Source organism: Mycobacterium sp. 852002-50816_SCH5313054-b (genome assembly GCF_001667185.1).
GTDB lineage: Bacteria > Actinomycetota > Actinomycetes > Mycobacteriales > Mycobacteriaceae > Mycobacterium.
On sequence record NZ_LZIC01000083.1, the window covers coordinates 1 to 12,745 of the forward strand.

Sequence of the window (12,745 nt, forward strand, 5' to 3'; positions counted from 1 at the left end):
GATTTCGGCCGCCGGGGCGTCGACGCCGACGACGATGTAGTCCGGTCTCACCTGCGTGCCGTCGGCGAGCGTGATCTGCACGCGGGGCCTGAGGTGCGGCGGCTGATTCGGGTCGAAGGCTAGGGGATCGAGGCGCCTCGCCGCATTGTGCACAAAGCGGACGCCGAGCTCGACGAGGTGGCGGTACCAGTGGTCGAACCACGCTTCGGTGGTGGGGCCGTTGAGCACACCGTCGGCCTTGTCGTCGCGGCGGTCCATGTTCAGGTACAGCTGCAGATAGGTGGTGATGTTGGTGCGCGCGTCCCCCCACCGGGAGTCGAAAGCGGCTAGGACCCTCGGCATTCGGCGCAGGATCGCGTCGAATGGTGGTGTGTAGAAGAACCGGTTGGTCGCGGTCTGATTGTCGTTTCCGACGAAGAAGTCGTAAGCGGACACGTCCTCCAGTTCCAATGCGCGACGCAAGGGGCTGGTGACCAGGTAGCGGAGCAGCCGGCTGGTGAACGTCGCGACATCGCCGGCTGTGAAGCCCAAGCTGCCGAGTTGGCCAAGGACGCTGACGAATTCGGCCGGACTGCGGGGGAGCTCGCGGGGAAAGACCAGGGACGGCTTGCCGTCGACCGTCATGCCTTGCGTGACCACGCGCCGGACGTTGTCGTAAACCGTGCGTGAGGTCGGTGTCCACGCCCCGTCGAGGAGTTGGTAGACGGGGATGCGCTGGAACATGTCCCAGGTATGCAGGTAGTACGCCGGGAAAAAGCGGAAGCCGTGTTCGCCCGCAACCGCTCGCCCGGGCTGACGCGGCTGACCGCGTCGGCCCGGGAAGGGCCGCAGCTCGGCTTGACTTCCGTCCGTTGTGCCCACGGTCGAGTACTGTGACGCGGCGAGCCCGCCGAGCTTGACCGGCGGGTATGTCCCCGCGGGCGCGCTGCCCAGCCCGTTGCGTTCGTCGCGGCGAGGCTCGTACACGGTGACGACGAAGCCGCGCTCCGCGAGTTCGTGCGCGGCGGTAAGCCCGGCGATTCCGGCCCCGAGGACTGCCACAGTGGGACGAGGTTCGCACGATCCCGGGGTGCAGATGCTCTCAGTCATGCTGCCCCCGAACGGAGTTCGGAAAGCAGCCCGGGTTGCGACGGCGCACGGACCGCGGCGTGAACGTACGCCAGCAGCGCGTCGTGAGCGCGCTGGACGTCGTCGAGCGCGCCTCGAACGCAAACCCGGCCCCCCTCGACGGCCTCGCCGAGCCCCACCCTGGCATCGAGGAGGTCGAGGATGGCGGCACGCGAACTGGTGATGTGGACATCGGACGTGCCCGCCGCACCGTCGGACACCTGAAGCCGGTCACCACCGCGCAGCGAGAAGATGTCCCCGTCGACGTCGAGCTGGACCACCATTGGGCCGAGCACGGCCTTGAGCAAGTGGTAACTGTCGGGCACCTCGCCCTCGAGGTGCCTGATCGAGCGCCGCAGCACCGACGAAATCCCTTCAGCCATAGAGGAACTCGAATACACCGGTGCCTGCGAAGTCGAGGTCCTCGCCGTTGATCGTTCCGCTCGCGCGGACCGCGCCGTCCGTTTCGCACAGCACGGTGGATCGGTTCAGGCATACCTCGCTCGGCTGCGCCAGTCGCGCATAGGACTTCGAGAGGAACTCGGCATGCACCGTGTCGCCGGCCCGTGCCGCGGTGATGTCGATCCGCTCCGGCACGCCGGGTACCTCGCCGTCCAGGAGCAGCCGCATCGGGGGTGGCAGGGTGCAGTCCGCCGCGCGGCCGAGCAGGCCGTCCGAGTGCGTCCGCACCGCGGCGTGCCGGAATATCGCTGCCGGTTCATCGCGGTGCCAGACGTAGAGAGCCTGGGACAAACAGCGCAGCCGGCTCCGATCCGTCATCTGCAGAAAGACCATCGACCACGGATCGTCGGGCCGTGCGGGCAGAATCGTGCCCCACGTCCATCCGAAGTCATCGCCCCACCAGAACCGGCCCCAGTTGTGGTCGTGATAGGCGTAGTCGTCGTCGATGCGGTGCTCCCGGCCGCCGATCCGTAGCCACCCCTGGGCGCGCAGCCTCGGCACGAAGAGCCAGCACATCCGACCGTCTCCCACCGGTTGGTTGTTGACGACGAAGGGCCGACTCGCCGAGGCGAACTGCAGTTCAGCCCGAATATCATGCTGGGGCAGGACGATTGACACGCGATAGCCGTCGGGTAGGACGGTCATTCTGTTGGCTCCGATGGTCAGCTCACCGAGGTCGGCCGAGACGTCCAAAGCGGAGCTGTCGAATCGCTCGATGGCGCCCGTCCACTCCTGGTCATGAGCGATCACGATGACCCGTGGCACAAGCCTGGACCGACCCTCGCTCAGCGTTTCGTTGGTGAGGCTGAAGTTGACCAAGAGGCGGAAGCCCCGGCCGTGGATAACGAAGTGGTGCCACTCCTTAAATCCCTCCGGCCGGGCTGCGGCGAGCACCGGGGCGCGCAGGAAGTCGCTGCCCGCGAGCACGGCGGTCATCGGAGCCACCGCGCGGTCATTGTGGCGTCGGGTGGCGCCGCGGCAACCGGATCCGATTGTGCAGTGGCCGAATTGGCGAGCCGCTCGACAGCCGCGCTAACGCTCGCAAGCCCGAGCAGCGCATGCACGAAGTCGTCCGGGTCGCGGGATGGGGCGGGCCGGTGGTCGCCGTCGGCCAGCGTACGCACCACCCGGCCCAGCCTGGCGAGGCCGACGAGGTAACCAATGAAGTTGCTCTGGTCGGCGAGCGCCTCACGGGGGTCTCTCAGCGTCATGCGAACCCCTCGGGCCGCAGGCGGGCCAGGACGGAGTCGTCGAGTCCATGCCCGATGACAGCGTCAGCCAACAGATCCGCCCAGGCGTCCGGTGCGGCACGGGGTGCGGCGGGGCCGTCGAGGACGTTGAGGCTGACCGTTTCCCACACGCGGCGCAGGTTCTCCACCGCTTCCGAGGCGACCAACCCGTCGCGGAGCCGTGCCCCCTCGGGTGTGTCCGCGTAGCGGTGGCCCTCGGTGACGAGCAGGTCGTGCAGCCCCCGGGCGGCGGCCGGGTTGCCGAGAACCGCGCGCCGGGCGCCGAGAAGTAGATCGAACACCGCACGCTCCGGCCCAGCGGCGCCGTCCGGCGGGGCTGGAAGCAACCCCGGGGTCTCGCGCTCAATCAGGTCGAGGGTGAGCTCGCGGATCCGCTCAAGTTCCGCCAGCATGCCGACCAGTACCTCGGGGTTCACCGGGTCCGCCCGTGCACGTAGTCCACGAGGTCGGCGAGCACATCACGGTGGCGGCTGCGCGGCAGCCAGTCGAGGCGGGCAAGCGCGGCGGCCGCTTCCCGGGTCTGCCGGGCGGCGACCTCCCGGGCGTGCCGGAGGGAACCGACGCGGTGCATCAACTCGTAGAGCCAACGAATGTCGTTGAGGCTCTTGGGCTCCGAGGGATAGTGCCCCTGCAGGCGCGCCTCGATTTCGGCCCTGCCGACCTGAGACAGTTGGCCGCTGGCCGTGAGTCGATCGAGCAGCTCGGACATCCCTAACTCGCGGTCGACGCCCGGGCGGCGCTTGGCCAGAATCTGCACGGCGCGTTCCCGGTCTTCCGGTTCGGCACACCGCAGCGTGTGCAGCAGCATCAGGGTCCGTTTGCCCTCCCAGAGGTCCCCGCCGATCTCCTTGCCGTACTCCTCTGGGTCCGCTCGCAGGTTCAGCAGGTCGTCGGTGATCTGGAAGGCCGCACCGAGGTGCCGGCCGAGGGACTCCAGTGCGGCCATTCGTTCCGGTCCAGCGCCCGCGGCGATCGCACCGGCTTGCAGCGGCGTGATGAACGAGTACCAGCTGGTCTTGAGCTCCACCATTGTGAGGTAGTCGGCATCATTGAGCCGCCAGGCGTTGGACCGGACCCACTCGAGCTCCATAGCCTGGCCGTCGACGGTCAGGCGGGTCATCTTGGCGACGGCGCGCAGGATGCGCAACGCGGGCCCGAGTCCCACGCGTTCGACGTTGTCGAGCAGCGGTTGCAGCGAGAGTGACAGCATGGCATCGCCGACGTTGACGGCGATCGGCACGCCGTGGTCGACGTGCAGCGTGGGTTTGCCCCGCCGCCACCAGGATTCGTCCTCGATGTCGTCGTGGATCAGGAACGCGTTGTGGTAGAGCTCGAGTGTGGCCGCGGTCGGGAGTATCGCCTCGAGGTGACCACCGAGGCCGAGGCAGGTCGCGATGCTCAGTGCCGGCCGCAGCGCCTTCCCGCCGCGCATGGGGTAGTCGAGGATCATCTCGTGCAGGCCGCTCGCGCCGCCCTGACCGGGACCGTAGAGGCGCTTGATCTCGCCGATGCAGGCGTCCCTGCACAGGCCGAGATATTCCTCGAGCGGGTTCGGCTGCACTCTGTCTGAGCGCGCCACGGGCAGGGTCGACGTCATTGCCGGTTAAGTCATTACGGATTGAGGATCGCGACGTATCCGCTCAAATCCTTCACCCTTAGCGCGAACCCGATCTTGACGACCAGTTGGATTGAGTTGGGAGATAACGGGAGAGCTTCGCCGACGACCTCCAGGCTGGGTGGGATGCTGACGGCGAGGTCCAATGCCTCTTCGCCCGGTGACGCGTCCATCGCGTCCCCCGGCGCGATCCGCTGGCGCCGGCCGAGCAGATATGCCAACACGAATTTCTTGCTGGGCACCGGGTTTTCTAGCGCCCCAGCGCGTTGGAGGGAGTTGATGTTCGCCGGAGGCAGCAGCACGTCGGTGCCGGGGAACCCACTGGTCGTAAGTTTGGTGAGTTCCTGGAGCCCCTTCGTGTTCGTGACGAGACACGACGGCGCGCGGTACCCGCTGTTTTCGACGTCCGCCCGGGCCGCGATGAGAGCGTCGAGGATCTCCTGGGTGGTCGCCGAGCCCTTGATCTGCTCCGTATTTGCGCCGGTACGGAGCGCCGTGAATACCGCGTCATCGACCTTCGCGGCGAGCGCCACGGCGTTGATGATCACGGTCGCCAGCACCGCGTCGGGCGTTGGCGCGATCGCCTCGGCGAGAGTGACGTTGAATGCCGGCACCGTGATCGGCGGCGTTAGCGACAAAATCTGAGGGTTTTTCACGTTGTCATTGGGAACCTGCGTCTGGCTGGGATCGCGGGTGTCCCAATGCGGGATGGCTTGCCAGGCGACGCTGCACTGTTCGAATGTCTCTTTGACCGTCTGGTTGGCAAGGGCCAACCGCTCAGCGCTCAGGTACATGGATGTGACCCTCCTGACTGTCGCTCAAATCATGGCAGACAAAATCGGTAATCGAATAGCACTTTCACGCAGTTTTTTTAAAGTCGAGTAGTGCATTACTTATTCAGCAGCGCTATTTCCTGACCGGGGGTCATCTCGCCGCGAGCCACTGCGTCGCAGTGCGCTAAGTGCAAGGTTGCCACGGGATCGCCGGGCAACAACTCGCGGCACCGTTCGAACGCGGCGCGCGCCGCGTCGACGTCGCCCGCGTCGAACAGTGCGAATGCCTCGTCGAACGCGGGCTGCGCCGCGCGCTTCGCGGCGCGAAGTTCAGCCGAATCCTCTTCGTACACTTCGTAAATCGTGACCGGACGCCGCCGGTTGACCACCATGACGCGCTCCATACGACGTACGTCGAACTGCTCCGATTGAGCGAGGCGCTTATAGGTGCGGTCGGAGATGAGCAGCGCGGAGCCGTAACGCTTGTTGGTGCTTTCGATGCGGGCAGCCAGGTTCACCGCATCGCCAATGATGGTGAGCACCATCCGGTTCACCCCGCCGACGAGCCCGACCCCGACGGCGCCGGTGTTGATCCCGATGCCCGCCCGCAGTTCCTCGGAGCCGAGTGCCGCCCGCTCCCGGTTGTGCTCACGCAAGGAGCGCAGCATTCCCAATCCCGCCCGGACGGCGTCGGGCTCCGAGTCGAAGACGGCGACGATCTCGTCCCCGCGCACGTCTTGGATCATGCCGTTGTAGCTGACGATCGGGAGCTCGACGGCCCGCAGAAAGCCCATCGCCAGGTTGCTCGCCTCGGCGACGTCCATGTCCTCGAGCATGGTGGTGTAGCCCCGGATGTCGCTGATGAGCACGGTCATCTCGCGTTCCACCCGATAGCCGCTGCGGACACGGCGGAGGTCGTCGATGTCGAGGATGCGCAGCAGTTCATTGGGCACGAATCTCGATTGCACGTCCATGAGGGACTGTCGGTACTCGTCGGCGGCCCGCAGTCGCGCCTCGAGTTGGAAGTTCCACAGGGGTGCGGCGGCCTGGGCGCCCAGGAAGGCGACCGCCTCCTCGTGGTCCGCGCCGAAGTTGCCGTCCGGCTGGTCCCGCTCGGCATAAATCACGCCAATTGCCGTGTCGTGCAAGGTAATCGGAACGACGAGGACGGACGGAGACGCTGCCAGGCGGTCCGCGGCGACGACGGCCGGGGACCCGCTGTCGATCGCGCGGCGCACGATCTCCGTGTCGTAGGCCACCTCGGTCCATGGCCCGTCCACGATCGATAAGTCGCCGTGATCGTGGATGGCCCGGACGGACAGATTGTCCGCGTCGCCGGTGAGGAACAGGACGCGGCCGGCACCGGTGGTGTCTGCGACCGAGCCGAGGATGATGTTGGCCAAGGCATCCGAGGTCCGCGCCCCTGATAGCGCACGCAGGAGCTGATGCGCGCCGACCGGGTCGATCCCAGCGGAAACCCCCTGCACGAGATCACGGCGGAGCAGCCAGGGGTGCTCTCGTGCCAGCCAGTCCGTGCGCACCGCGAACCCTAGATTCAGCCAGCGCTGATACGCCGACCGCAGCATGTGTTCGCGAAGTGTCGTCCGTCCGGTGTCGGCGTAGAGGGCGGCGGCCTCCTCGTGGGCATACGCGCCAACTATTGCGAGCTGGCTTTCGTCGGCGAGCTCGATCGCCTGGTGCAGGTAGCGCTCCGCCCGGGCGTGTTGCCCGCGCGCTCGCGCCCACGACCCCTGGAGCAGCGCGTGCGATGCCGCGTAGTTTTCCGGGGCGCCCGCCGCCCACTTGCGATGCAATGCCAGCGCCTGGCGGACGAAGCGCACGGTCGCGCGGTCCCGCGGCGCGCACCGCATCATGCCAAGAGCGCCGAGCATGTAGATGAGTTGGGAGACCGCGGTGCCGGCCATACCGCTGATGTGCCCGATTGCTTCCGGCGTGGCGGCCGCGGTGCCGGCGGGATCGCCGCACCAGAAGTGCAGGCCCTGTTTCCTGGCCGCTGCGGCACCCAGGGCCACCTCGTCGCCCTCACGGTGTGCCGCCGGCAACACCTCCCGCTCGTCGAAACCGCTCTCGCCGGCGACGAGATAGGGATCGGCGCTGCGGCCCATCAGGTTGAGGCAATATTGGTGCGTCCCTTGGCACAAAGCGCTGGGCACGGGCTGGGAACGGATGTGGGGCACCAGAGCGCTGGCGAGGGCGTCGATCTCGGCGAGGGGGCGACCGACCCAGACCGACTGGGAGAGCATTACCGCGACCAGGAATCCGGCGTATTCCTGGTCGCCCTGGTCGAGTGCCTCCTCGACGGCGTCGCGAAGCTCGGCCAAGCCATCGCGAATCGGGTGGCGCCAGTGCCGGATGAAGTTCAGATGCATGAACACCGTCTGGGGCCGGGCCTCCCGGAACTCCGGTCGCTCCGTTAGCGCCATGGCGACCTCGCCGAATCGCTGGCTGCCCGCGTGATCGCCGAGCACTACGAGGAGCAACCCGTAGCCAGCGATTACCAGCGGCGAGGACGGTGTGTGGCCGTGGGCCAGCGTGAGATCGAGTTGCTTTCGCACCAGCAGGGGGAAGAGGTTGGGCCGGACGAGGTACGACATGTTGCGCAGTTCAGCGAGGATCCGGTGGATCTCGATGACGCGCCGGTCATCGCAGTGCGGTAGGTCCAGCAGCCTCTCGTCGCTCCAGCGGCGCATCGTCAGCCGCATCCGCACGACCGCGTTGCCCAGGCTCGCCTTGCCCGGATTGGCGGGCACCCTTTCGCCGAGCTCGTCGAGCGCCCGCAGCCCGATCTCGAGCGCTTCCTGGAGACGGTTCTGTGCCACCCGTCCCTTGAGCCTGAAGTAGGCCAGTCGCGCACGGTCGGGCGGCTCCTGCAGAAATGCCTCTGCTTCATCGAGTAACGCGTAGAGCGCCGCAACGTCACCGACCAGCAGGGCGGCTTCCGCAGCGTCGAGCTGTAGCTCGCGGGTCAGGGCACCGTGAGTGGACCAACGCTGTTCGCCGAGCAGCTCCAAAGCATTCCGGCAGTACTCGAGCGCCAATGGGAACGAGGCCTGCGCCTTCGCCTTTCGCGCCGCGCGCCGGAGCACCTCGACGAATCGGACGCGGTCGGTGTCGTCGGCGAGCCCACGTCCGCCGATGCCGACGTGGCGCGCGGCCTCGAACAACCGGTCGTCGCCGTGGTCGACCAGCCGGCGGCCGATCCGCAGGTGTGTCTCGCGTTTGGCGTCGTCGGACAGGCCGTCCCGGGCCGCCTCGATCACCCGGTCGTGGCTGAAGCGGTAGCGGGCGTCGCGACTGATCGCGTTCGTGATCCGCCTGCCTCCGCTGTCGACGGCCTCGAGCAGACGGAGCTCGAGGCAGGCCCAGAGCGCCTGCGCCACCACGTCGGGCGGCTGCGCGGCGGCCGCCGTAGCGTCATCGAGGTCGAACTCGCCACCCATGCAGGACAGCCAACGCAGCACCGCACGATCGCTCGGGCGCAGCTGGTCGAGGTAGTGGCCGAGGAATTCGGCTGCCGTGGCGGAGACCTCGATCGACGCGAGGATGCGCAAGTCCCAACTGGGGCGCCCGCCGGCGCCGACCGGGGTCAGCGCCCCTTCCCGTTGTGCGCGGTACAGCAGCTGACGAACCTGCAGCGGATTGCCCCCGGTCCGGTGCTGGAATTCGGCGGCCACGTCGCCCAGCTCCACGCCCTGGCCGGCCACCGCGGCGAGGAGCTCCTCGACGTCGTCCCGGGATAGCGGTTTGAGCTCGATGTTGCGCACGCTTTCAGAGGTGAGTCCGGCCGAGCGCGGGTCGAAGCCACCCGCGCGGTGCGCACCGAGGACCAAGACATTGCGAAGCGACACCGTCAGGACTTCGGACAACAGCAGCAGCGTGTCGCGATCGGCCCACTGCAGGTCGTCGATCGCCAGCACCACGGGCCGATAGGACGCGGTGTCGGACAGCAGCCGGACGACGGCCCGGTGCAGCCGCCGCCGTGCATCCGCCGCATCGAGGTCTGGCACCTGGGTGGCTCCGCCGAGAACCCGAGCCAGGTCCGGCACCAGCTCCCCGAGGATGCCGGCGATTGACGACATCCCCTCGACGATGTCCGCGCGCCAGCCGTCACGTTCGGCCGGGCCGGTGGCCTCCATGGTGCGGACGAGCGAGCCGAGCGCGTCTCCCACCGCCGAGTACGGCGCAGGCGCGCCGTCGCGGCAGCGCCCGTACGCAAACACGCAGTCGCGGCCGGACACCTCGGCGCCGAAGGCCTGAACGAGCGTCGACTTGCCGACTCCCGGCACCCCGCTGAGCAGGACGCACCCACCGCCCGCGCGCCCCGCGGCGTCCACCGCGGCACGCAGTTCGGTGAGTTCCTGCCGTCGATCGACCATGCGGCCGTCGATGTCGAGCACCGGGGCGGTCACGTGGCGCTCATCTGCATCCTCGGTGTCCCTTTGCTGATGCTGTCGAATCATCGTAGTGACCGGGTCGCCCGCCGCGAAACTATTTGCTGATCCCGTCGGCGTGTTGTCGGAGACTTGTCTACAAAAAAGTACGGAACTCCGAGGCGAATGACTTCCGCACGGAAACCGGGACTGGTGGCCGCAGCTTATTAGGCTAGCCTTACTCTGATCGCGAGCCGGTGGCGCGTCCACCGCTATCGCACGAAGGAGCGAGCGTGACCGAAACAACCGCACCGGTGGCGGACGCGTCGGACGAATCGTCCGCCGCCGCGTCCCGCCGTGGTCGGTGGCTGAGGTATGGCCTGCTGACGGTGTGGGGTCCCGGCCTGGTCGTGATGCTGGCCGACACCGATGCCGGTTCTCTGATCACCGCGTCGCAGTCCGGCGCCCAGTGGGGCTATCGGATGGTGCTGCCGCAGTTGATCTTGATGCCGATCCTGTACGTCGTGCAGGAGATGACCGTGCGGCTGGGCGTCGTCACCAAGAAGGGACACGGCGCGCTGATCCGGGAACGATTCGGCCGGTTCTGGGCGTGGATTTCGGCGTTCACGCTGTTCGCCTCGGCGATCGGTGCGTTGCTCACCGAGTTCGCCGGCGTCGCGGGGGTGGGAGAGCTTTTCGGCGTCTCGCGGTGGGTGAGCGTTCCGATCGCCACGGCCGCGCTGCTGGCGCTGGCGCTGACCGGCAGCTACCGGCGCGTGGAACGGATCGGCCTCGTCATCGGTTCGGCCGAACTGGCCTTCCTGGTCGCCATGCTGATGGCGCGGCCCGAGCCCAAAGCCCTTGTGGAGGGCCTGAAGTCGATGCCGCTGGGCAACTCGTCCTACCTGCTGCTGGTCGCGGCCAACGTCGGCGCGGTCATCATGCCCTGGATGGTCTTCTACCAACAGGGCGCCGTGGTCGACAAGCACCTGTCAGTGGCCACCATCCGCCAGGCCCGGCACGACACCGCCGCCGGCGCCGTGCTGACCCAGCTGATCATGATCTCGGTCGTCATCACCGTGGCCTCGACGATCGGAGCCCACGGCGGCGAGGGCGCGCTGAACACCGTCGGCGACATCGCCAACGCGCTCACCCCGTACCTGGGTCGCGTCGGCGGCACCGTCCTGTTCGGGCTGGGCATGCTCGGCGCGGCGCTGGTCGCCGCGATCGTCGCGTCGCTGGCCGGGGCGTGGGGACTCTCGGAGGTCTTCGGGTGGAAGCACACCCTGAACGAGCGACCCAACCGGGCCACCGCCAAGTTCTACATCACGTACGCGCTGGCCCACCTCCTCGGCGCCGTGCTCGTGCTGGCCAGCGTCGACCTGGTCAACCTCGCCGTCGACGTCGAGGTGATGAACGCGTTGCTGCTGCCCATCGTGCTGGGCCTGCTGCTGGCTCTGGAAGCGCGCGCGCTTCCCGACGAGTGGCGCATGCGCGGGCCACGCAAATACATCGCCTGGGCCCTGTGCCTCGTGGTGATGGGCTTCGGGCTCTACATGGTGCCGCAGGCACTCGGCTGGACCTAAGCGGGATCTGCCGGCGGCGCAGCGGTGTGCGCCGGATAGGCGTGGACGAGCGCGCTGTCGAGCCTCGGCACGGCATGGGTGAGTTGGTGTTCGGCGTCGTGAGCGATGCGGTGGGCGTCCTCGAGGCTGGTGGCGGGATCGATGTCGAGTTCGGCGTCGGCGTGCAGGCGGTGCCCGATCCAGCGCATCCGAACGCTGCGCACGCTGCGGACGCCAGGCCTGGCGGCCAGCGCCGCTTCGGCGACGTCGACGAGTTCGGGATCCACCGCGTCCATCAGCCGGCGGAAGATGTCCCGCACGGCGCGGCCCAACACCGCCACGATCGCCACCGTGATGATCAGGCCGACGATGGGGTCGGCCAACGGATAGCCGAAAGCGACACCGATGGCCCCGAAAAGCACTGCCAATGAGGTGAATCCGTCGGTGCGGGCGTGCAGACCGTCGGCGACCAGGGCCGCCGATCCGATGCGGCGGCCAATGCGGATGCGGTACGCGGCGACGAGTTCGTTGCCTAGGAAGCCGATCACGCCGGCGCCGGCAACCCAGCCGACGTGCTCGATGGTGACGGGGTGGATCAGCCGAACGATGGCTTCGTACCCGGCGATGATCGCCGACAGCGCGATCATGGCGATGACGAACAGGCCGGCGATGTCTTCGGCGCGCCCGTAGCCGTAGGTGTAGCGGCGGGTCGCCGGTCGGTTGCCCACCGCGAACGCGATCCACAGCGGGACCGCGGTCAGGGCGTCCGAGAAGTTGTGGATGGTGTCGGCGGCCAGGGCGATCGATCCGGAGACGACGGCGACGACGACCTGTACGGCCGCGGTCGCGCCCAGCCCAACCAGGCTGACCTTGACCGCCCGGATGCCGATCGCGCTGGATTCCAGTGCGGTGTCGACGCTGTCGGCGGCGTCGTGACTGTGCGGCCGGAACAGTTGCGCCAGGACGCCACGGATTCCGCTCGGATGCTCATGGCCGTGGCCATGCTGATGAGATGCTCGACTATCTGCATCCATGCGCAGATACTAGATTAAATTCCGCGGCCGTGCGGGCTTCCGACCATCCATCGCAGCGTGAGATCGCTCATCACGAAATGCAGCATCGCGGGTACGGCTCTGCCTTTCGATTCGCCAATGCGCGCCGACCCTCTCGTGCCCCGGACATAGCTAAGGCCTCGACGCTGTCGAGGCCTTAGCTACCGTGATCAGTCGTTGCAGGTGCAATCGGGATGACCGCACTTGCAGCCGGCTCCTTGAGTGCATGCGGAGTCGCCACACCCGCAGCCGGTTGATTTACAGGCACACTTTCCAGTTTCGTTCATGGGTGGAACCATACCCCTGTAGGGTATATCAGGTCAAGCGACGCGCTCGCGTTAGTCGGGCGTTCAGGTCATTGATGATCCAGAGCCGATTGCAGCGGGCAACCCCATCGAAATTCTCGATGCCCCAATCCGTTTGGGCGTCGGTGCGATGCCGCTAACCGTTCTAGTTGTTGGTGGGCGGTGGCTGGGGTTGGAAGGGGTCGTACCACCACCAGTCGGCGCGTTCGCCGATCGGTCCGGGGT

11 protein-coding genes are annotated in these 12,745 nt (G+C 67.5%); 1 reads left to right on the plus strand and 10 read right to left on the minus strand.

Translation table 11 applies throughout. From position 1 onward, the window contains the following. The 8 genes from A5787_RS17825 to A5787_RS17860 form a co-directional block, all read right to left on the minus strand. On the minus strand, nucleotides 1-1,089 hold a 1,089-nt coding region (locus A5787_RS17825), incomplete at its 3' end, for an FAD-dependent oxidoreductase (protein ID WP_156764002.1). Further along, on the minus strand, nucleotides 1,086-1,490 hold the full coding sequence (locus A5787_RS17830; RefSeq protein WP_066969340.1) for an SCP-2 sterol transfer family protein: 405 nt from the start codon (nucleotides 1,488-1,490) through the stop codon (nucleotides 1,086-1,088). The genes A5787_RS17825 and A5787_RS17830, both read right to left, overlap by 4 nt. Next, entirely contained in the window at nucleotides 1,483-2,505 is a 1,023-nt protein-coding gene (locus tag A5787_RS17835) for a hypothetical protein (RefSeq protein ID WP_066969342.1), read from the minus strand. Before A5787_RS17835 ends, A5787_RS17830 begins: the two co-directional genes overlap by 8 nt. Continuing rightward, nucleotides 2,502-2,780, minus strand: coding sequence for a hypothetical protein (locus A5787_RS17840; RefSeq protein ID WP_066969344.1), 279 nt, complete (start codon nucleotides 2,778-2,780; stop codon nucleotides 2,502-2,504). Before A5787_RS17840 ends, A5787_RS17835 begins: the two co-directional genes overlap by 4 nt. Continuing rightward, nucleotides 2,777-3,235, minus strand: coding sequence for a hypothetical protein (locus tag A5787_RS17845; protein WP_066969345.1), 459 nt, complete (start codon nucleotides 3,233-3,235; stop codon nucleotides 2,777-2,779). The genes A5787_RS17840 and A5787_RS17845 overlap by 4 nt, the downstream gene beginning before the upstream one ends. Beyond that, nucleotides 3,232-4,416, minus strand: a complete 1,185-nt coding sequence (locus tag A5787_RS17850) for a polyprenyl synthetase family protein (protein ID WP_066969346.1) — start codon at nucleotides 4,414-4,416, stop codon at nucleotides 3,232-3,234. Before A5787_RS17850 ends, A5787_RS17845 begins: the two co-directional genes overlap by 4 nt. Before the next feature lie 14 nt (nucleotides 4,417-4,430). After that, complete coding sequence (locus A5787_RS17855) at nucleotides 4,431-5,228, minus strand: hypothetical protein (RefSeq protein ID WP_066969347.1); 798 nt, start codon at nucleotides 5,226-5,228, stop codon at nucleotides 4,431-4,433. A gap of 95 nt (nucleotides 5,229-5,323) precedes the next feature. Next, nucleotides 5,324-9,625, minus strand: coding sequence for an AAA family ATPase (locus A5787_RS17860; protein ID WP_197507235.1), 4,302 nt, complete (start codon nucleotides 9,623-9,625; stop codon nucleotides 5,324-5,326). A gap of 266 nt (nucleotides 9,626-9,891) precedes the next feature. On the opposite strand from A5787_RS17860, the gene A5787_RS17865 reads away from it, so the two are divergent. Next, nucleotides 9,892-11,184, plus strand: a complete 1,293-nt coding sequence (locus A5787_RS17865; RefSeq protein ID WP_066969350.1) for an NRAMP family divalent metal transporter — start codon at nucleotides 9,892-9,894, stop codon at nucleotides 11,182-11,184. Here the strand turns inward: A5787_RS17865 and A5787_RS17870 are convergent. Further along, nucleotides 11,181-12,197: a cation diffusion facilitator family transporter gene (locus A5787_RS17870; RefSeq protein ID WP_066969352.1), complete on the minus strand. Its 1,017-nt coding sequence runs from the start codon at nucleotides 12,195-12,197 to the stop codon at nucleotides 11,181-11,183. The genes A5787_RS17865 and A5787_RS17870 overlap by 4 nt on opposite strands. 468 nt (nucleotides 12,198-12,665) lie before the next feature. Then, nucleotides 12,666-12,745: hypothetical protein (locus A5787_RS28240; protein ID WP_231994033.1), on the minus strand; the 80-nt coding region annotated here is incomplete at its 5' end.